This is a genomic window from Chryseobacterium sp. HNCC26DJ238 (assembly GCF_057180465.1).
Genome location: NZ_JBXUGI010000003.1, coordinates 81295 through 102069 on the forward strand (window position 1 = coordinate 81295; position 20775 = coordinate 102069).

General features: G+C 38.2%; 17 protein-coding genes. 5 read left to right on the forward strand and 12 right to left on the reverse strand.

Going from position 1 to position 20775, the window contains the following annotated elements; genetic code table 11:
- Nucleotides 1–502: 502 nt before the first annotated feature.
- From carB to AC2A07_RS03485, 4 genes are all read right to left on the reverse strand, one after another.
- Nucleotides 503–3685 carry a carbamoyl-phosphate synthase large subunit gene (gene carB / locus AC2A07_RS03470; RefSeq protein WP_314496065.1) on the reverse strand — a complete coding sequence of 1061 codons (3183 nt, stop codon included), beginning with the start codon at nt 3683–3685 and terminating at the stop codon, nt 503–505.
- Nucleotides 3686–3743: 58 nt separating this feature from the next.
- A complete protein-coding gene (locus tag AC2A07_RS03475) occupies nt 3744–4097 on the reverse strand; it encodes a four helix bundle protein (RefSeq protein ID WP_484049225.1) in 354 nt (117 codons plus the stop codon).
- A gap of 84 nt (nt 4098–4181) precedes the next feature.
- Entirely contained in the window at nt 4182–5255 is a 1074-nt protein-coding gene (locus AC2A07_RS03480) for a carbamoyl phosphate synthase small subunit (protein WP_484049226.1), read from the reverse strand.
- A 146-nt stretch (nt 5256–5401) separates the two neighbouring features.
- Nucleotides 5402–6292, reverse strand: a complete 891-nt coding sequence (locus AC2A07_RS03485; RefSeq protein ID WP_484049227.1) for an aspartate carbamoyltransferase catalytic subunit — start codon at nt 6290–6292, stop codon at nt 5402–5404.
- Between the two features lie 241 nt (nt 6293–6533).
- Between AC2A07_RS03485 and AC2A07_RS03490 the strand changes: the two genes are divergently transcribed.
- A complete protein-coding gene (locus AC2A07_RS03490; protein WP_484049228.1) occupies nt 6534–6995 on the forward strand; it encodes an Lrp/AsnC family transcriptional regulator in 462 nt (153 codons plus the stop codon).
- Between the two features lie 129 nt (nt 6996–7124).
- Here the strand turns inward: AC2A07_RS03490 and argH are convergent, their stop codons facing one another.
- The 8 genes from argH to AC2A07_RS03530 all read right to left on the reverse strand — a co-directional run bounded on the left by argH (nt 7125) and on the right by AC2A07_RS03530 (nt 16122).
- Nucleotides 7125–8429, reverse strand: a complete 1305-nt coding sequence (argH, locus tag AC2A07_RS03495) for an argininosuccinate lyase (protein ID WP_484049229.1) — start codon at nt 8427–8429, stop codon at nt 7125–7127.
- A gap of 120 nt (nt 8430–8549) precedes the next feature.
- The gene (locus tag AC2A07_RS03500; RefSeq protein ID WP_484049230.1) at nt 8550–9632 is read right to left on the reverse strand and encodes a M20 family metallo-hydrolase; all 1083 of its coding nucleotides are present in this window, start codon (nt 9630–9632) and stop codon (nt 8550–8552) included.
- Nucleotides 9607–10401 carry an acetylglutamate kinase gene (gene argB / locus AC2A07_RS03505; RefSeq protein WP_484049231.1) on the reverse strand — a complete coding sequence of 265 codons (795 nt, stop codon included), beginning with the start codon at nt 10399–10401 and terminating at the stop codon, nt 9607–9609. Before argB ends, AC2A07_RS03500 begins: the two co-directional genes overlap by 26 nt.
- Before the next feature lie 116 nt (nt 10402–10517).
- Nucleotides 10518–11495, reverse strand: a complete 978-nt coding sequence (locus tag AC2A07_RS03510) for a Rossmann-fold NAD(P)-binding domain-containing protein (RefSeq protein ID WP_484049232.1) — start codon at nt 11493–11495, stop codon at nt 10518–10520.
- 182 nt (nt 11496–11677) lie between these two features.
- Nucleotides 11678–12817, reverse strand: a complete 1140-nt coding sequence (locus AC2A07_RS03515; RefSeq protein ID WP_484049233.1) for an aspartate aminotransferase family protein — start codon at nt 12815–12817, stop codon at nt 11678–11680.
- A gap of 259 nt (nt 12818–13076) precedes the next feature.
- Complete coding sequence (argC, locus tag AC2A07_RS03520) at nt 13077–14042, reverse strand: N-acetyl-gamma-glutamyl-phosphate reductase (RefSeq protein WP_484049234.1); 966 nt, start codon at nt 14040–14042, stop codon at nt 13077–13079.
- Between the two features lie 315 nt (nt 14043–14357).
- Nucleotides 14358–15551, reverse strand: a complete 1194-nt coding sequence (argG, locus tag AC2A07_RS03525; protein ID WP_484049235.1) for an argininosuccinate synthase — start codon at nt 15549–15551, stop codon at nt 14358–14360.
- A complete protein-coding gene (locus AC2A07_RS03530) occupies nt 15523–16122 on the reverse strand; it encodes a GNAT family N-acetyltransferase (protein WP_484049236.1) in 600 nt (199 codons plus the stop codon). Before AC2A07_RS03530 ends, argG begins: the two co-directional genes overlap by 29 nt.
- A gap of 158 nt (nt 16123–16280) precedes the next feature.
- Between AC2A07_RS03530 and AC2A07_RS03535 the strand changes: the two genes are divergently transcribed.
- The 4 genes from AC2A07_RS03535 to AC2A07_RS03550 all read left to right on the forward strand — a co-directional run bounded on the left by AC2A07_RS03535 (nt 16281) and on the right by AC2A07_RS03550 (nt 20536).
- The gene (locus AC2A07_RS03535; protein WP_484049237.1) at nt 16281–16697 is read left to right on the forward strand and encodes an IS1/IS1595 family N-terminal zinc-binding domain-containing protein; all 417 of its coding nucleotides are present in this window, start codon (nt 16281–16283) and stop codon (nt 16695–16697) included.
- A 567-nt stretch (nt 16698–17264) separates the two neighbouring features.
- A complete protein-coding gene (locus AC2A07_RS03540; protein WP_484049238.1) occupies nt 17265–18644 on the forward strand; it encodes a porin in 1380 nt (459 codons plus the stop codon).
- A 42-nt stretch (nt 18645–18686) separates the two neighbouring features.
- Nucleotides 18687–20267, forward strand: a complete 1581-nt coding sequence (locus tag AC2A07_RS03545) for an MFS transporter (RefSeq protein WP_484049239.1) — start codon at nt 18687–18689, stop codon at nt 20265–20267.
- 44 nt (nt 20268–20311) lie between these two features.
- Nucleotides 20312–20536, forward strand: a complete 225-nt coding sequence (locus tag AC2A07_RS03550; protein WP_484049240.1) for a DUF6814 family protein — start codon at nt 20312–20314, stop codon at nt 20534–20536.
- The last annotated feature ends 239 nt before the right edge of the window (nt 20537–20775 follow it).

Consider the following 20775-nt stretch of genomic DNA (forward strand, 5'->3'; position numbering starts at 1 on the left):
GGAGAGAATATTAGGAATATCTTGAAGAAATTTTGGAAGAAGAAAACAGTGGTTTTAAGCTTTCTGATGAACAAAAAGAAGGTCTTCAGAAAATAAAAAAAAGATCATATGAACAATACACTGAAATTGACACTTTTCTTAATTAAATGAGTTCAAAATATTAAATTTAAGATGAGCATTTCTGATGAAGCAAAAGCAGATATCGAACATTTTTATCTTTACTGTAAAACTTAAGTAAATCAAAAAGTTACCGATCAATTCTTCAAAGATTTCAAATCCACTTTAGGAACAATTTCTAAAAATCCCTATTTTAAAATTTGGTTTGAAGATTTTCACGGAAAACTGATGAAGAAATTTCCATTCTTAATATTTTATACAGTAGATAACGTAGCTAAGATTATTGTTATTACAAGAGTTTTTCATACATTTCAAAATCCTGAAAAATACTCATAAAAAAAGCGGAAGAAAAAATCTTCCGCTTTTACTTTTATTTTAATCTGAACTACATCGTCTCCATCTTAAAGCTCATACTTTCAATCACTTTCAAAATTGCTTCAACCGTATCCATTGATGTTAAACAGGGAACACCGTTTTCAACACTCATTCTTCTGATCTGGAAACCATCTCTTTCAGACTGTTTTCCTTTCGTCATCGTGTTGACAACATACTGTACTTTTCCTTTTTGGATTAGGTCGATTAAATTCACACTCTCCTCTCCGATTTTGTATCCTATTTTGCATGGAATGCCTTTTTCTTCGAAGAATTTAGCCGTTCCTTCCGTTGCCCAGATTCTGAAACCAACTTCATGGAATCTTTCTGCCAGGTCAGCAGCTTCCTGCTTGTGTTTATCGGCTACTGTGAATAGGATAGATCCGTGCATCGGAACTTTTCTTCCTGCTGCAACCAATCCCTTGTATAAAGCTTTTTCCAGAGTGGTATCTTTCCCCATCACTTCTCCGGTAGACTTCATTTCAGGTCCTAAGGAGATATCCACTTTCGTTAATTTGGAGAAAGAAAACACAGGAACTTTAACGAAAACGCCCTCTTTATTAGGAACCAATCCGTTTTTGTAACCTAAATCTTTCAGTTTCTGTCCCAAAATAGCTTTTGTCGCTAAGTTGGCCATCGGAACATCGGTAATTTTTGAAAGGAAAGGAACCGTTCTGGATGAACGCGGGTTTACCTCGATCACATAGACATTCCCTTCAGAAAGAACATACTGGATATTCATCAGACCAATCACATTCAATCCTTTAGCCAGTCTTTCGGTATAATCTACCAACGTATCAATTTCTGCCTGAGAAACATTCTGTGGCGGATACACGGCAATTGAATCTCCTGAGTGAACTCCTGCTCTTTCGATGTGCTCCATGATTCCGGGAATAATAACAGTTTCACCATCGCAGATCGCATCTACTTCCACTTCTCTTCCCGTGATATAACGGTCAACCAAAACCGGCTGATCAGGACTTGCATCTACCGCAAATTCCATATAATGCGCCAACTCTGCTTCAGTATAAACAATTTCCATCGCTCTTCCTCCCAAAACATAGCTTGGACGTACCAAAACCGGATAACCAATTTCGTTCGCAATCACGATCGCTTCTTCTTTTGAAGTCGAAGTTTTTCCTAAAGGCTGCGGAATATTCATTTCCTGCAGTGCCTTCTCAAATTTATTTCTGTTTTCAGCTCTGTCCAGGTCTTCGAGAGAAGTTCCTAAAATCTGAACGCCGTAAGCAGCTAATTTATCTGCTAAATTGATTGCCGTTTGCCCTCCAAACTGTACCACAACCCCTTTTGGCTTTTCAAGATCGATGATGCTCATCACGTCTTCTTCCGTTAAAGGCTCGAAGTATAGTTTATCTGAAATCGAGAAGTCGGTAGATACGGTTTCAGGATTATTGTTGATGATAATCGCTTCATACCCCATCTCTTTGATCGCCCAAACAGAATGAACGGTTGCGTAATCAAACTCAACCCCCTGGCCAATTCTGATAGGTCCGGAACCTAATACGATGATTTTTTCTTTATCGGTAACTACAGATTCATTTTCCTCCTCGTAAGTTCCGTAGAAATAAGGGGTTTCAGATTCAAATTCAGCCGCACAGGTATCTACCATCTTATAAACCGGAATGATCCCGTTTTCTTTTCTGAAGTTGTAGACTTCTCTCTGAGTAGATTCCCATAAATGAGCAATATTCTGATCGGAGAAACCTAATTTTTTAGATTGAATTAAAATTTCTCTGTCGAATCTGTTCGCTGCGATTGTTTTTTCGAAATCAACTAATTTTTTTAATTTCCAGATGAAGAATTTATCGATTTTACTCCATTCCACAATTTGCTCCCAGTCATATCCTCTTCTTAAAGCGTCACAGATGATAAACAGTCTTTCATCATCACAAACCCGGATTCTTCTTTCTATATCTTCATCGGTCAGCGCTGCTGCCTGTTTTGTTTTTAAACCTAAATGTCTCAATCCTGTTTCCAGGGAGCGCACCGCTTTCTGGAGAGATTCCTCGAAATTTCTTCCGATTGCCATGACTTCTCCCGTTGCTTTCATCTGAGTTGAAAGTCTTCTGTCTGCCGTCTCAAATTTATCGAAAGGGAATCTTGGGAATTTGGTTACTACATAGTCCAAAGCCGGTTCGAAACAGGCGTACGTCTTACCTGTAACCGGATTCATGATTTCATCCAAAGTAAGTCCTACCGCAATTTTTGCAGCAATTTTTGCAATCGGATATCCGGTCGCTTTACTTGCCAAAGCTGATGAACGGGAAACCCTTGGATTAACCTCAATGATATAATAATCAAATGAATGCGGATCTAAAGCCAGCTGTACGTTACATCCTCCTTCGATCCCCAAGGCTCTGATGATCTTCAGTGAAGCATTTCTCAACAGCTGATATTCTCTGTCCGAAAGCGTCTGGGAAGGTGCCACTACGATTGAATCACCGGTGTGAACTCCAACCGGATCTATATTTTCCATGTTACAAACCACAATTGCATTGTCGTTCGCATCACGCATTACCTCATATTCTATTTCTTTGAAACCTGCGATCGATCTTTCAATCAGACACTGCGTCACCGGGCTGTATTTTAATCCCAATTCAGCAATTTCTTTCAGTTCAGCTTCATTGCCAGCAATTCCACCACCTGTTCCCCCCATCGTAAAGGCAGGACGGACAATCACAGGATATCCGATTTCTTCAGCAAAACGAATCGCTCCCTCAACTGTATTGACAATATCAGATTCCGGAACCGGTTCGTTCAGTTCTCTCATCAATTCACGGAACAGATCTCTGTCTTCCGCTCTGTTAATGGCTGAAAGTGTTGTTCCCAAAACTTCCACTTTACATTCTTCAAGAATTCCCGATTTTTCAAGCTCCACCGCCATGTTCAGACCCGTCTGACCGCCCAAAGTCGGTAAAAGCGCATCAGGACGTTCTTTTCTGATGATGTGACTGACAAACTGAAGTGAAATCGGCTCGATGTATACTTTATCTGCAATTTCAACATCTGTCATAATCGTTGCAGGGTTTGAATTGATCAGAATTACCTTGTATCCTTCCTCTCTCAATGAAAGACAAGCCTGCGTTCCTGCGTAATCGAATTCCGCTGCCTGACCGATAATGATTGGTCCTGAACCGATTACTAAAATTGTTTTTATATCTGTACGTTTTGCCATTTTTTTGTTTTTAGATATTAGATGTCAGATTTCAGATTTTAGACTTCCAATATGGTGTTTACTTTTTTAGATTAGATTTAAATGAGTAAATCATTTTTTGAATTTCATTTAGATTTGATATTAAACTGTTGACTTTTTCTGCATTTAGTAAATTGAGCTCTCTAATTAAGATTAATTGAGTTTGTAATTCAAATGAGGAAGCATTGGCAATTCCAAGAAAATGATAAAATTCTCTGTCACTGTTTCTTCCTGCTCCTTCCGCAATATTTGACGGAACTGAAACTGCAGATCTTTTAATCTGAGAAATCAAACCAAATTTTTCATCTTTTGGTAAATCAGCACAAATAATATAGACCTCTTTTGCAAGTTCTATTGATTTCTGCCAAAAAATTAATTTCTCAAAATTATGCATATAAAAAGTCTAGTATCTGATGTCTGTTATCTGATGTCTGTCATCTGATGTCTGTTATCTGATGTCTACTATCTGAAATCTAAATTATTTTTTAAAATCCTCCATTAACTGGATAAAATCATCAAATAAATAATTAGCATCCTCAGGTCCCGGGCTCGCTTCAGGATGATACTGAACTGAGAAGCAAGGATGAATCTTGTGTTTCAAGCCTTCATTTGTCCTGTCATTTAATGCGATATGAGTCTCAATCAAATCTGTATCTTTAAGACTTTCCTGATCAACGGCGTAGCCATGGTTTTGAGAAGTGATTGCCACTTTGTTTTTCTCCAGATCTAAAACCGGGTGGTTACCTCCACGGTGCCCGAATTTCAACTTAAAGGTTTTCGCACCGCAGGCCAAACCGATCAGCTGGTGTCCTAAGCAGATTCCGAAGATGGGAACTTTTCCTAATAATCCACGGATCATTTCCAAAGCCTGCTGATTGTCTTCAGGGTCTCCGGGACCATTGGATAACATTATTCCGTCCGGATCCATCAACAGGATTTCTTCTGCTGTAGTATCCTGTGAAACGACAATAATATCACAGTTTCTTTGTGACAATTCCCTGATAATCCCTAATTTAGATCCAAAATCCACCAATACTACTTTCAGTCCTCTTCCCGGATTTGCGTAAGAGGTTTTTGTAGAAACCTGCTCCACCTGGTTCGTAGGGAAAGTCGTCGATTTTAATTCTTCAACAATCGTGTTTTCGTCTGCATCAGCATTAACGATTTTTCCTTTTACCACCCCTGAATTACGAAGAATTCTGGTCAGTCTTCTGGTATCAATACCCGAAATTCCGGAAAGGTTTTTCTTTTTAAATAATTCGTCTAACGTAATCTGTGTACGGAAATTGGAAGGTAAATCGCAGATTTCCTTTACAATAAGACCTTTGATTGCAGGCTCAATGCTTTCGTAATCATCACGGTTGATCCCGTAATTCCCTATCAGCGGATACGTCATGCAGACAATCTGACCACAGTATGACGGGTCAGAAATCAATTCCTGATATCCCGTCATTCCGGTATTGAAAACCACCTCTCCTGCTGTTTCCAATTCTGCTCCGAAACCTTCTCCATGAAATACTTCACCGGACTCCAGTATTAATTTTTTCTTCATGTTAACTTTTATCTTTATTTCTATTTTCTACTTTTTTCTACTCACTTAATCACCCGTCAAAAAATCCTTTGAATTTTTGCCAACCTTCCAGAGGAGGGAAATTGAGTTTTTTTCCTTAATTGGAAAATCCGTAATCCGAATCTCCTTTATTTAAATGTAAATCCTTTTTCTTCCAGGGCATTTTTGATAATTGCCATTCTTGCGAAAACTCCGTTCTGCATTTGCTTAAAAATTCTTGAACGTTCACATTCCACCAAATCTGTATCAATCTCTACCCCTCTGTTGATCGGAGCAGGATGCATAATAATGGCCTCTTTCTTCATGGTCTTTTCTCTCTCTTTTGTCAGTCCGTATTTACGGTGATATTCAGAAGCTGAAAAACTCGCTTTGGAATCATGTCTTTCATGCTGAATTCTCAGCAGCATCAGAACATCCACATCATGAATCATTTCATCGACAGAAAGATAGGTTCCGTTGATCAGCGCTCCTTCGTCAAACCACTGTTCAGGACCCGAAAAATACACTTTAGCCCCCAACCTTCTCAAAGCCTCTGCATTGGAGTTGGCTACACGGCTGTGCTTTACATCTCCGACAATTCCTATTTTCAGACCTTCGAACTTCCCAAATTCCTGGTAAATAGTCAGCAGATCCAGCATACACTGCGAAGGATGATTCCCCGTGCCGTCACCGCCATTGATGACAGGAATCGTTATATTTTTTAACTCTTCAAAATACCTGTCTTTTTTATCCCTGATTACCACCAGGTCTACTCCTATACTTTCTACTGTTTTTACAGTATCGTATAAACTTTCACCTTTATTGACAGAACTGTGAGATGCATCAAACGGAACGACCTGCAAGCCCAGTTTTCTTTCTGCGATATCAAAGCTTGTTTTTGTTCTGGTACTGTCTTCAAAAAATAGATTTGAACAAAAAACTTCCCCTTCGATTTTTGCAGTTTTCCCATTCGCAAAAGCTAAAGCTTCTGTCAGTATCCTGTTGATTTTCTCTGTACTTAGTTCAGTAATCGTAAACATAATCTCTTAATTTTTCACAAAAAAAAAGCGAAGAAAATATCTTCGCTTAAAATAAATAAATATCGTAAAGGGCGTCTACGCCCGGTAATTCTAATGATATAAATACTGTGTTATTCATTAGGTGCAAAGATATATCATTTCAGCGACATGACAAAGTCAAAATTTAAAAAAATTAAAAAACTTCATTCATTGGTTATTCTCATTTTTTCTTAATATTTTTGTTAACATACAAATACAGTTTATGGACGCAAAAGACAGGTTAATTCTCAGCATCATTCAGGAAGATTCTACTTTCTCGGTAAAGGAAATTTCTGAGAGAATAGGACTGACCTTTACTCCCACCTATGAACGTATCAAGCAATTGGAAAAACAGGGAGTTATTGAGAAATATGTAGGTATTCTGAATCGGGAAAAATTAGGCCTCAATCTCGTTGTCTACTGCAATATCCGACTGAAAGAACAGTCTCAGAAAGTTCTTGAAATGTTCGAAAAGAACATTGGAAAATACGATGAAGTTCAGGAAATCACCAGTCTTTCCGGTGAATACGACTATATGCTGAAGATTGTTGCCAAAGACATCAATTCTTATAATGATTTTGCTGTTAACGTGATTTCAAATATTCCGAATATTGGGCAGTATCACAGTTCTATTGTTCTTCATGAAGTGAAAAAGTCTACCAAGTTTAAGATTGATTTGGGGTAGATACTATTTGATTTCTGAATTAATGAATTTTGTATTAAATTAAAGGATTGAAAGATTTAAGAATTGAAGGATTGAAAAATTATAAGATTGAAGAACTGGAAAAATGATGCAGGAAGATGATCATTTTGACTATCCCAACAACTTATTCTTCAACTTATTAAACTGATATTCAATTTTATCTAAACAAAGATTTCCGATACTTCCCTGATGGGTATGATTGAGATTTTTGATTTCAAAATCAAACTCGTTATTTTCAATCTCCTGCCCTACCTTCACATAGGCATCACGGAACGAACTTCCGTTTTTTACCTCTTCATTGATTTTCTCAACACTGAAAAGATATTGATACTTTTCATCTTCCAAAATTCCATCTTTAACCTGGATATTCGGTAATGTGTACGTTAAAATTTCCAGGCATTCCTTTAAAGAATCAATCGCCGGGAAAAGAATTTCTTTCGTAAGCTGCATATCTCTATGATAGCCCGAAGGAAGATTGCTGGTCAAAAGAATAAACTCATTCGGCAAAGACTGAATTCTGTTACATCGTGCACGGACCAGTTCAAAAATATCAGGATTTTTCTTATGTGGCATAATGCTGCTTCCGGTCGTAAATTCTTTTGGAAAGCTGATGAAATCAAAGTTCTGGCTTAAATATAAACAGACATCGTACGCAAATTTCCCTAAAGTTCCCGCTAACGTTGCCATAGCCATCGACAGCATTTTCTCAGATTTCCCACGGGTCATCTGCGCATACACCGAATTATAATTCATTGCCTGAAATCCCAGGTTATAGGTAGTGCTTTCACGGTCTATTGGAAAAGACGAACCATAGCCTGCCGCAGAACCCAAAGGATTTTTATTAATGATATTTTTTACCGAAAACAGCATTTCGACATCATCCACCAATGCTTCTGCGTAAGCGCCAAACCACAGCCCAAATGATGAGGGCATTGCAATCTGTAAATGGGTGTAACCGGGAAGCAGTACATTTTTATGCTGTTCTGCCAGCTGGATTAAAATCCGAAAGAATTGATCTGTCAATGCTGTTATTTCACGGATCTCATCCAATAAATACAGTTTGATATCCAATAAAACCTGGTCATTTCTCGAACGTGCTGTATGGATTTTTTTTCCTGTATCGCCTAGTTTGTCAATTAGGATAGCTTCGATCTGCGAATGAATATCTTCCGCACTTTTATCAATTTCAAAAGTCCCGTTCTCTATATCTTTTAAAATTCCTTCCAAAACAGACAGCATCTGTTTTGATTCTTCACCGGAAATAATTCCGGCTTCCGCTAACATTGTACAGTGCGCCATTGAACCTTTTACATCATATTTTGCCAGACGTTCATCAAAATCAAGGTCTTTGCCTACTGTAAATTTATTGACTGATGTATTGGTAGCATGGTCATCCTTCTGCCATATTTTTTTCATAATTTTTCTTTTTAATTTTAAAATTTTCTTTTGTCTTGAAACAAAAGAAACAAAAATTCAAGACTGGAAACTCCGGCTAAAATTTTATAAACTCCCGTCATCCCTCTTTCAGCTTCAAGCCTATAAAACCTTTTCTAAGATTTTAATATAGATCTCAATTCCTTCTTCTATTTCCTTTATATAGATGAATTCATCTGCGGTATGTGAACGTGTACTGTCACCCGGACCTATTTTTACTGAGGTGCATGGAATAATTGCCTGATCAGATGAAGTCGGAGAACCATAAGTTGTCCTCCCGATTTCAAGACCGGCACGAACAAACGGATGATCCATTTCTATTTTTGAAGAATTAAGCCTGAACGACCTGGCCGTCAGCTCTGACTTCATCTCAGAACTGATAATTTCAAATGCTTCTTTATTAGAATATTCATCAGTAACCCTCACATCCAAAGTAAACTTGCAGGCTTCCGGGACTACATTATGCTGAACGCCTGCATGAATTCCAGACAGCGTAATTTTAACCTCTCCGAGATAATCCGAAACTTTGGGAAACCTGAAATCCAGTATATGCTGCAGATCTTCCATACATTTTACAATTGCATGATCATTATTGGGATGTGCAGCATGCGAGGCTGTTCCTTTCATTTCCCCGTCAATGACCAACAGACCTTTCTCTGCAATCGCAAGATTCATCTGCGTTGGTTCTCCTACTATAGCAAATTCAATATCCGGAAGCTGTGGAAATAAAGCTTCGATCCCGTCAAACCCGGAAATTTCCTCTTCAGCAGTCAAGGCGATCACAAGATTGTATTTTAAATTTTCTTCAGCGTAGAAATATAAAAATACCTGCGCAAGAGAAACTAAAGAAGCTCCGGCATCATTACTTCCCAACCCGAATAATTTCCCGTCTTTTTCGATCGGAACAAAAGGATCAAGCGTATATGCTTTATTAGGCTTTACCGTATCATGGTGGGTATTCAGTAAAATTGACGGTTTCAGGGGATCAAAATTTTTACTGACTGCCCATATATTATTTTTAAAACGTTTTGTGGGGATCTGGTGTTTCGTAAAAAATTTTTCAATCTCCACAGACGTATTGAATTCATCTTTGCTGAATGAGGGAGTTTCGATTAATTTTTTCAGCAGTTCGACAGCATGAGCCAGTAATTCTTCTTTTCTATAAACAGATTTCAGTTCCTGCATGATGATTTTCTATGTGTTTTTTAAGTTGTGTCTCTTTGATCAAAAATACTTTACTGACATTATTTTTTACGGCTTCAAGAGCATTTTCCAGTTTAGGCAAAATTCCTTTGTGAAGTTTCCCTTCATTTCTCAACACTGAAAATTCTTTTTCAGAAATATTTTTTATGACAGATTCGGGATTATCCACATTTTCCAGTACCCCCTGCTTATCAAAACAATACAGTAATTCAACATCATATTTTGAAGACAGAGACTGGGCAATAACAGAAGCAATCGTATCGGCATTCGTATTGAAAAGGTTTCCTTTCTTATCATGGGTGATGGCTGAAAAGACAGGCACCAGCTTAAGTCTGATCAGTTTTGAAATCAACTTCCTGTTTATACTTTTCTTTTCAATATCTCCCACAAAACCGAAATCGATCTCGGGATGCACTCTTTTTTTTGCTTTAATTAAATTGGCATCTGCGCCTGAAAAACCTATGGCTTTGCATTTTTTCTGCTGAAGTTTTGCCACGATGTTTTTGTTGATCCCTCCTGCATACACCATTGCGACAATGTCGAGGGTATCCTTATCGGTGATCCGTCTACCATTGATTAATTTCTGTTCTATCCCCAGTTTATCAGCCAGCGTTGTTGCTAATTTTCCTCCTCCGTGAACAAGAATTTTCCTTTCTTTTATTTCAGAAAACTGCTGCAAAAATTCGTTCAGTAATTCCTCATCATCGATTAAAGCCCCCCCTATTTTAATAATGTATATTTTATCTTTCATCGTATGTTATATAATGAATGGATAGGATTTCCTGCTAAATCACTCTTTCAGAACAAACATTGATCTTACTATAGTTAGTTTTTAGCGTATTCAATCTTCAGGTTTATCTGAGGAATTTATTTCGAATTCAATTCGTCCAAAATTTCAGAGAAAACAGCCTGTGCAGAGAAAATCCTGTTTTTGGCCTGTCGGTAGATAATGGAATTCTCACCGTCCAGTACCTCATCACTCAATTCTACATTCCGACGTACCGGAAGGCAGTGCATCACCTTTGCCTGACGGGTATTGGCTAATTTTTCGTTGGTCAGCATCCAATTTTCCGTCACTTGAGGCATTTCAGCATAATCATCAAAAGACGACCAGTTTTTCACATAAATAAAATCGGCATCTTTCAACGCTTCATCCTGATCATGAACTACCGGTACATCCTTTGTGAAATTTTTATCCAGATCATACCCGATGGGATTGGCAATAACCAGTTCCACATCCATTTCCTGCATCCATTCAGCAAAAGAATTTCCTACCGCATGAGCAATCGGCTTAATGTGAGGGGCCCAGGTGAGAACCACTTTTGGTTTTCGTTTCCCGCTGTGCCCGTCTGAATGCTTCCAGTGTTCTGTGATGGTAATACAGTCTGCGAGACTCTGTAAAGGATGACGCGTTGCCGATTCCAGAGAGATCACAGGAACTTTTGCATGCTGCTCAAACTGGCTTAAAATACTTTCGTTGACATCGTCTTCTTTATTTTTCATTCCGGCAAAGCATCTTACAGCGATGATATCACAGTATTGATTTAAAACTTCAATAGCATCTTTGATATGCTCTACCGTATCACCGTTCATTACCGCTCCATCCGCAAATTCTAGATTCCAGGCTTCCTGTGCAGCATTCAGGGTCAAAACATTCAATCCTAAATTCTGCGCTGCAATCTGGCTGCTTAAACGGGTTCTCAGACTTGAATTTAAAAAAACAAGTCCTATGGTCTTCCCTTTTCCTTTCCCGGTTTCCGAAAGGGGATTTGCTTTAATATGTAAAGCTTTTTCTATAATTTCCTGTACGTTTTTAACGTCACTTACAGAGGTGAATTTTTTCATTTTCTATTTGTTTTTAGCACAGAAGTTTTTAACACAGAAGTCACATTGGATTTAAGTTTAAAAACTTCGAAATAGGAGAACCTAAGGTGAAAATCAAAGATTTTCGATAAGCTTTACCCTATTAAAATGTTTATCATTTCTTCAAAGCCTATCAACTTTTGCGACTTTGTGGTTCATTAAATTCAGAGATTTTCTAAAACAGTTTTTAAAGCACCGATGAACAGATCGGTTTCTTCTTTTTTAATGTTAAGCGCCGGGAGAATTCTCAATACCGCCTTATCATTGGAGTTTCCTGTAAAAATATGATGATTGTACAACAGGTTATTCCTCACTTCAGAACAGTCCCTGTCGAGTTCGATTCCGATCATTAAACCCTTCCTCCGAATTGTTTTTATATGTTCGAAATCTTTAATTTCATTTTCAATATACCTTCCCATTTCCTGAGCATTTTCGATGAGCTTCTCCTCTTTCATAACATCCAGAACAGAGATTGCAGCCACACACGCCAGATGGTTTCCACCAAAAGTTGTCCCCAATAATCCATAACTTGCCTGGAATTTCGGGTGGATCAACACACCTCCGATCGGGAAACCGTTTCCCATTCCTTTTGCTGTAGTGATAATATCCGCTTCAATTCCAAATTCCTGATGAGCAAAGAAATATCCGCTTCTTCCGTAACCTGACTGGACTTCATCCATAATCAAAACAGCGTTATAGTTCTCACATAATTCTTTTACTTTAGTTAAAAATTCAACTGTCGGAATCATAATTCCTCCAACTCCCTGGATTCCTTCGATGATCACAGAAGTAATTTCATCTCCCTGTTGTTCAAAAACTTCTTCAAGCTGTCCGATATCATTCCATTCAGACCTGATAAATCTTTCGTCATAATTCACAGGAGCTACTATTTTTGGATTGTCGGTCACTGAGACCGCTGCCGAAGTTCTGCCGTGAAATGAACCTGAAAAATACAGCACTTTGCTTTTCCCATTATGGAAGGAAGCCAGTTTCAATGCATTTTCATTGGCTTCCGCTCCGGAGTTACATAGAAACAGGCTGTAATCTTCACAGCCGGAAAGTTTTCCCAATTTCTCAGCCAGCTCTGTCTGCAAATCATTCTGAACAGAGTTTGAATAAAAAGATATCTTATCTAACTGATTCTTCAGCTGACTTTGATAGTGTGGATGATTATGTCCGATTGAAATGACCGCATGCCCCCCGTAAAAATCAAGGTATTTAATACCTTTATCATCCCAAAGAAATGATCCCTGAGCTTTGACCGGGTTGATATTGAATAATGGATATACGTTGAATAAATTCATTTTTTGTTTTTTAAAAAATTTTCTTTTGTCTCAAAAGAAACCGAAGTTCAAAACCTGGAAACTTCCGCTAAAAATTAGTTCTGCTCTCTAAAAAATTCTAAAACTTGCACAAAATCCGAAGGCACTCTTTAATTCTTATTCTCCCTGCACTTCAAACTGTAAAATTCTCTTAACACTCATAGAATTAATTTTCTACTGCCCCCATTTTCCTAAGTCGGATGTACTTCCTGTTTAAAATTCTCAATTACTTATTGTCAATTTAAAAGGCTATTGGCTTCAAATTCAGGCCTGCATTCTCTTCCCAGCCCATGGCCAGATTCATATTCTGTACTGCCTGTCCGGAAGCCCCTTTCAACAAATTGTCAATCGCTGAGTGAATAACAACAACATTTCCACTCTTCTCGATCTGAATCACACAGCGATTGGTATTGACAACCTGCTTTAAATCAACCGCCCTGCTGCTTACCGTAACAAAAGGCTCCTCTGCATAAAAATCCTGATACAATTGTTCTATTTCCTTCAACTCCAGATCCGTCTTCATTGTGGAACTCGTAAAAATTCCTCTCGCAAAATCGCCTCTCCATGGAACAAAATTCAGATTTACTTCTTTATTATTATATGAAATCAGCTGTTGTAAAATCTCATCTACATGCTGATGAGTTAAAGTTTTATACGCCGAAACATTATCATTTCTCCAGGTAAAATGAGTCGTTGCCTGCAAAGACTGTCCGGCACCTGTAGAGCCCGTAATCCCTGTAGTAAAGACTTCCTGCAACAGTCCTTTTTCTGCTAATGGCAGCAAAGCCAGTTGAATGGCTGTTGCAAAACATCCCGGATTGGCAATACTTTTTGCGCCTGCCAGTTGTTTTTTATTAACTTCAGGCAATCCATAGATAAAATATCTGTTTTCCAAATTCCCTTCTAAACGGAAATCATTTCCCAGATCAATAACCAGAGTCTCATCATTAACTGAATTTTCAGTTAACCACTTTTGACTTTCCTTATGCGGAAGACATAAAAAAAGAACATCTACCTCTTCGGGCTTATCAGTCAAAACCATTTCACAAACCGTCGTTAAATCCGGGTACAAATCCGAAATTTTTGTCCCCGAATTCGAACGACTATATAAAAAACTCAATGTCACATGGGGATGAAAAGCCAGTAAGCGTACCAGTTCACTTCCTGTATAACCGTTGGCTCCGATGATTCCTATTTGTTTTTTCATTTTTCTTCTGTACAGGTTTTACCTGTTATCTACAGGTTTTACCTGTCGTTACTATAGTTGAACCCTCCCGGTTCGTTGCTTTATCCACAGGTTTCATCCGCCGTCAGTATATTGAACCCTACGGGTTTGTTGGTAGATGACCTACTAGATTTCATACACATAGGATATAACTATTGGTCCCTCTGGAGTTTCATGCTTTATCCATAGGTTTCCACCTATGGTTACTACTATTGAACCCTACGGGTTTTTTGAAGGATTAAATTCACCTTCACGGGCAATATCTGTAGTAACTTTATTGAACCTTTGTATGGTCTGTCATAACCCTGAATTGATCTGGTGATAGATATTCAGGGAATTGCTAACAATTTTTGTATAACCTTTCACATCATCACCCGTCCATGCTTTGTTGGCCTCTCCATAACTTCCGAATTTGTCAGACATTAAATCATGTTGAGATTCAATTCCATTTAAGATAAACCTGTAAGGATGAAGGGTCAGAAAAACTTTTCCGCTTACCGATTTTTGAGAATCCACTAAAAATGATTCGATATTTCTCATTACAGGATCCAGGAAAAGTGCTTCATGAAGCCAGTTACCATACCAATCGGATAACTGGGATTTCATCATTTGCTGATATTTCGAAAGGGTATGCTTTTCCAGTAAATGATGGGCTTTGATAATAACGGATGCCGCTGCCGCTTCAAATCCTACCCTGCCCTTAATTCCGACAATCGTATCTCCGACATGAATATCACGTCCGATGCCATAAGCCGATGCCAGTTCTTCAATTTTCTGGATCGCATAAACAGGATGCTCAAAACTTTCTCCATTTACCGCTGTAACTTCTCCTTTCTCAAACTCAATTTCGAGTTCTGATGATTGAGTTTCTTTAACCTGAGAAGGAAACGCCTCTTCAGGCAGATAATTTCTTGAAGTTAGCGTCTCTTTTCCTCCTACTGAAGTTCCCCAAAGTCCTTTATTCACTGAATACTGTGCTTTATGAAACTCCATTTCATAACCATGGTTTATCAGAAACTCGATTTCTTCTTCACGTGACAGTTCCTGATCACGGATAGGTGTGATAATTTCTACATTCGGACACATCACCTGAAAAATAAGATCAAAACGAACCTGATCATTTCCGGCTCCTGTACTTCCGTGAGCTATAGCGTCAGCACCTGTTTCAATGGCATACTTTGCTATTTCCTGAGCCTGAATGGTGCGCTCTGCACTTACAGATAAAGGATAAGTATTGTTTTTCAATACATTTCCGAATATCAGATATTTCACACAGGAATTATAGTAATCTTCCTGAGCATCTACACACCTGTATTGTTTCACCCCAAGATTCAGGGCTTTCCTTTCCAGTTCTTTTTCATCTTCTTTAGAAAAACCGCCGGTGTTTACAGTAACTGCATAGACTTCATAGCCAAGAGTCTCACTCAAATATTTAGCACAGTAGGAAGTATCTAACCCTCCACTAAATGCTAAGATTACCTTCTTGCTCATTTTTATATTCATTTTCGGGTTGATCTTTCACCAACTCATTTACTTTATTATTATCAGGAACGAAAAGCATCGCTGTACAGAGACAGTTTTTACGTTCTTTTTTCATTAAAATTTCATAGTTTACACAGTTTTTGCAGCCGTTCCAAAAATCCTCATCCTGAGTTAATTCAGAATAAATGACAGGCTTATACCCTAAATCACTGTTGATCTTCATCACCGCAAGTCCCGTAGTCAAACCAAATATTTTTGCATTGGGAAATTTTTCCCGTGATAATGCAAACACCCTTTCCTTAATAAGCGTTGCCGTTCCCCGGTGCCTGAAATCAGGAGATACGATAAGACCGGAGTTAGCTACAAACTGACCATGTGACCAGGTTTCTATATAACAAAATCCTACCCACGCTCCGTTTTCAGTAGCCACCACTGCGTTGCCCTCTGAAATTTTTTTACTTAAATATTCGACAGAACGTTTTGCGATCCCCGTTCCCCGACGCTGAGCAGAATCATACATCTCCTGCTGTATTTCACTCACATACACTAAGTGTTCGCATGAGGAAACTTGTATTTCCATCTATTTATCTGAATTTTTCAGCAAATTTAAAACATAATAACTTTAAAATGCAAATAAAAAAGATAATTTTATCGTATTAACTATTATTTAAAGATAATATATCTTAATATTAAAATACCAATTTGCTAAATTGTTATATATTTGCTAAAATAATATATATGGAAAATCTATGTCCGAAATGCAGAAGTGAAAAGGTCGTTAAAAGCGGCATCATCAATGAGAAGCAGAGATTCCTTTGTAAAGATTGTAACTATTATTTCACCGTAAAAAAATTAGGAAAAAAAATAGATGACTACTACGTCACCAAAGCACTCCAACTCTATCTCGAAGGATTGAGTTTCCGTGAAATAGAGCGTATTATCGGTGTTTCTCATGTTACCGTCAGCTCATGGATCAAAAAATATAACATCACCAGACCTCCGCATTCCGAATTCCATCCGGTATATAAAGTTTTAAAACAAAACGAGTTGATCGAATATATTTCCAGAGAAGAAAACATCAAAGACTCAGGGTTGATTATCACTCAGTTTGCAGACAAGTATATGCTGATTAAATGGGAGAGGTTTAAGAAATAACGGGGCTTCGAGAGCCTCAGCCACCAGATTTGAGAGCCTCAGCCACCAGATTCGAGAGTTTCAGCTGCCAGATTCGAGAGTGTCAGACACCAGCTTCGAGAACATCACACACTAGATTTGAGAGACTTAGCCACCAGGTTTGAGAGCTTCACACACCAGATTCGAGAATATCACACACCAGATTGAAAAACCTCAGCCAAGTGATCCAACAGCCTTATCAATGGATTCGAAGTGTCAGCCACCAGCTTCGAGAACCTCAGCTACCGGATTCGAGAACCTCAGCTGCCAAAATTTGAGAACCTCAGCCGCCGGATTCGAAAACTTCAGACATTTCATTAAAAAGTCTTAGCCACAGGAGATTCATTCTTTATCAGCGAAGATCAGACGGAAAATTTTTCTGCAACCATTTAATGATGCTTACTTAATATGAAACCCGAAAGGACTTAATAAAATCAAAGGATTATCAAATAACTATACTATTACCACTAATATATATTAAATTTTCATACCTAAATTATTAATTACAATTTGGCTTTCACAAAATAACAGCCAAAAAATTAATAATTTATGAAGAAAATATTAAGTTTTATTGGATTAGCTTTAATCAGCAGTTCTGTATATGGTCAGGGTTCTCCGGATTATGGAAATGGTTTAAAAATAAATCTTAATCCGGACGGAGATAAATATGTCAGATTTATTTTATGGGATCAGTTCTGGATACGAAATACAGAAATGAACCCGGGAAGTATGGTTGGTGGTGAAGCCACAGATAATACATGGAACGTAGGAAACCGAAGAGCACGTATTTTGGCATATGCTCAAATCACGAAGCGTTATATGATTTTGACACATATCGGAATCAATAATCAAACTTTTATCAACGGAGGCGCAACAGGAAGCACAGGAACCGGTGGCTATGGTAATGGGAAGAAACCACAGCTGTTCTTTCATGATGCATGGAATGAATATGCAGTGGTAATGCCGGGTGAAGCAGGAAAATTCAGCTTAACCTTAGGAGGCGGACTTCACTACTATATGGGACTTTCACGGATGACGATGGCATCAACCCTTAACTTTCTTACTTTAGATTCTCCGGTTTTCAGCTGGCCACTGATTGATAATTCAGATCAGTTTGCAAGACAGATGGGAGTTTTTGCCAAAGGTAAATACGGAAAGTTTGAATACCGGATGAGCTTAAACAAACCTTTCGCAACAGATTTGGCTCCGGTCAACACTTTAATTCCCGGAAATGAAGTCGCAGTAGACAATAACGGAAATCCTAACTGGTCTAAGGCCGGATATTTTGAATACCAGTTTTTAGATACAGAATCCAATCTCCTTCCTTTTAAAGTAGGATCCTACCTAGGAACAAAAAAAGTATTCAATATCGGCGCAGGATTTTATCATCAGGCTGAAGGTACCCGAACTTCAGTGAATTCAAGTATTGAAAAACATGACATTACCCTGCTTTCTGTAGATGCTTTTGCAGACATTCCGCTTGGTGAAGCCAAAAACAAAATGGCCGTTTCTGCCTATGCAGGATTTTATAATTATAATTTCGGGCCCAATTATATAAGAAATTTAGGAACTATGAACATCGCTGCCAACGATCCTAATTTCACCGGCCAGAGAGCTTTGGCAGGTCCTGGAAATCTACAGCCGATGATCGGAACAGGAAATGTTGTTTACGCTCAGGCAGGCTTACTTCTGCCGAACCAGTCAGAGAAACCGAAGATCAGAATCCAGCCTTTTGCCGCATATACCTACAAAGATTTCGAAGCGTTTGACAAACCTTCTTCACAACTCGACATTGGAGCCAATTGGTTCCTAGACGGTCATCACGCAAAAATCACCACTCAATATTCAACAAGACCTGTTTACACAAGCCCAACTGAAAGCCCTACATCCAAGGGAGAGTTTATTATACAACTTCAGATTTACTTATAAAAACAAAATCCATTTAATAATTAATAAAAAAAATCTAGTGATATGAGCGAACAACACCATGATGCTTACGAGAATATGACCGATAAGCAGAAAAACCGCACCATTTGGAGTGTCATCACTGCATCGTCTCTCGGAACTTTGATAGAATGGTATGATTTCTATATTTTTGGAAGTTTAGCCGTTGTACTGGCGACAAAATTCTTCCCTTCAGATAATCCTACCGCAGCATTTTTATCTACCCTGGCAACCTTTGCTGCCGGATTTGTAGTAAGACCTTTCGGAGCTCTGTTTTTTGGCAGGCTGGGAGATATTATCGGAAGAAAATATACTTTTCTTGTAACTTTATTAATCATGGGATTTTCGACCTTCCTGATCGGATGTATTCCGGGATATGAGACCATAGGATTTATGGCTCCGGTTTTGGTTCTGATCCTGAGATTACTACAGGGACTGGCACTAGGTGGAGAATATGGAGGTGCTGCAACCTACGTAGCAGAATACTCACAGCCCCATAGAAGAGGATACTGGACTTCCTGGATACAGACTACTGCAACAGCTGGATTATTTATTTCCCTGATTGTAATTCTAATTACCAAGAATACACTTTCTGCAGAAGAATTTGATTCATGGGGATGGAGGGTTCCTTTCTGGATCTCTATTTTGATGGTTGGAGTCTCTTATTTTATCAGAAAAAACATGAAGGAATCTCCACTTTTTGCCAAAGCAAAAAGTGAAGGGAAAACGTCTAAAAATCCTTTAAAAGAAAGCTTCGGAAATAAGTTCAATTTTAAATTTGTGTTACTGGCGTTATTCGGAGCTGCAATGGGACAGGGAGTTATATGGTATACAGGGCAGTTTTACGCCATGAGTTTCCTTCAAAAAGTAATGAACATCAATTCGATGCAGGTTGATTACCTTATGGCAACAGCATTATTGATGGGAACACCATTCTTTGTATTCTTCGGATGGCTTTCTGATAAAATCGGCAGGAAAGCAATTATGATGACAGGAATGCTGGTTGCGATCCTGGCCTACAGACCTATTTACGACGCCATGTACAAAAGTGTTAACATTGAAGCTAAAACTGTAGCCGGTGAGGGTATCAAAGAAACACGAACTTCAACTGTCCACAAAACTATTGCATCAGACAGTTTAATAAGTTTTCACAAAGAAACTGCTTTTACAGACGGAACATTAATCAAAAAAGACAGTATTGTACACTGGTCAGCCACAGGTCCTGTAATGAAAGACGGAAAAGCAGAAGAGCCAAAAGTTACCACAGCCATTACCCTGAACGACGATACAAGATGGTATCTGGTATTCCTGGTATTTATTCAGGTAATTTTTGTAACTATGGTGTACGGTCCGATTGCAGCATTTTTAGTTGAAATGTTCCCGGTGAGAATACGTTACACCTCAATGTCTTTACCTTATCACATTGGTAATGGGGTTTTTGGAGGATTGCTTCCCGCGGTTGCTACGTATCTGGTAACTTCAGGAAAAGACGCAGGTCATCCCACATGGTATCTGGAAGGACTCTGGTATCCGATAGGGGTTGCCGCAGTCTGCTTAGTGATCGGATTGATCTACCTTAAAAACAAGAACAACAATATCCACGACTAATAGGGATAATCACTTAAAAATTTACTAATTTTAAATCTACTAAAATGAACGGATTAAAAAAAATATTAGGCATTGTATGGATTCTGGTTGCCCTTGTAGTAGCCTACTTCGGAATTACAGTGATGGGAATTCCTAAAATAACCTCAGGAAAACAGGAAGACCTGGTATTCGGTATCATCATACTTTTTGTATTGGTTCCGATCGTCACAGGCGGGATGGCAATCTTCGGATATTATTCTTTAACAGGTGAATATTCTGATGAGAGATAAAATATAAATCATAGATGATAATTGATGAATGACTGAGGTCTGTTCATCAATTATCTTTTATTAGGACTAACCTATTTTTTAATTTAACTTCGAGCATATTGAAATAACATCAGCACCTCATTTAGTGAAAAATTACAGAGATTTAAATTTTAGTTAGTTGATTCAGATACATAAAACAAAGGTGTTTTTAAATTAAGGAATCATCAAACATTCAAATCAATCAATTACCAGTAATCAAA

Bases quoted from the DNA above. Each gene is read 5' to 3' on its own strand.
- argH (WP_484049229.1), bottom strand. From the start codon at position 8,429: ATGAAAAAAATATGGCAGAAGGATGACCATGCTACCAATACATCAGTC.
- AC2A07_RS03485 (WP_484049227.1), bottom strand. From the start codon at position 6,292: ATGTTTACGATTACTGAACTAAGTACAGAGAAAATCAACAGGATACTG.
- carB (WP_314496065.1), bottom strand. From the start codon at position 3,685: ATGGCAAAACGTACAGATATAAAAACAATTTTAGTAATCGGTTCAGGA.
- AC2A07_RS03475 (WP_484049225.1), bottom strand. From the start codon at position 4,097: ATGCATAATTTTGAGAAATTAATTTTTTGGCAGAAATCAATAGAACTT.
- AC2A07_RS03500 (WP_484049230.1), bottom strand. From the start codon at position 9,632: ATGCAGGAACTGAAATCTGTTTATAGAAAAGAAGAATTACTGGCTCAT.
- argC (WP_484049234.1), bottom strand. From the start codon at position 14,042: ATGAAAAAACAAATAGGAATCATCGGAGCCAACGGTTATACAGGAAGT.
- AC2A07_RS03490 (WP_484049228.1), top strand. From the start codon at position 6,534: ATGGACGCAAAAGACAGGTTAATTCTCAGCATCATTCAGGAAGATTCT.
- AC2A07_RS03530 (WP_484049236.1), bottom strand. From the start codon at position 16,122: ATGGAAATACAAGTTTCCTCATGCGAACACTTAGTGTATGTGAGTGAA.
- argB (WP_484049231.1), bottom strand. From the start codon at position 10,401: ATGAAAGATAAAATATACATTATTAAAATAGGGGGGGCTTTAATCGAT.
- AC2A07_RS03515 (WP_484049233.1), bottom strand. From the start codon at position 12,817: ATGAATTTATTCAACGTATATCCATTATTCAATATCAACCCGGTCAAA.
- AC2A07_RS03550 (WP_484049240.1), top strand. From the start codon at position 20,312: ATGAACGGATTAAAAAAAATATTAGGCATTGTATGGATTCTGGTTGCC.
- AC2A07_RS03480 (WP_484049226.1), bottom strand. From the start codon at position 5,255: ATGAAGAAAAAATTAATACTGGAGTCCGGTGAAGTATTTCATGGAGAA.
- AC2A07_RS03540 (WP_484049238.1), top strand. From the start codon at position 17,265: ATGAAGAAAATATTAAGTTTTATTGGATTAGCTTTAATCAGCAGTTCT.
- AC2A07_RS03545 (WP_484049239.1), top strand. From the start codon at position 18,687: ATGAGCGAACAACACCATGATGCTTACGAGAATATGACCGATAAGCAG.
- AC2A07_RS03510 (WP_484049232.1), bottom strand. From the start codon at position 11,495: ATGAAAAAATTCACCTCTGTAAGTGACGTTAAAAACGTACAGGAAATT.
- AC2A07_RS03535 (WP_484049237.1), top strand. From the start codon at position 16,281: ATGGAAAATCTATGTCCGAAATGCAGAAGTGAAAAGGTCGTTAAAAGC.
- argG (WP_484049235.1), bottom strand. From the start codon at position 15,551: ATGAGCAAGAAGGTAATCTTAGCATTTAGTGGAGGGTTAGATACTTCC.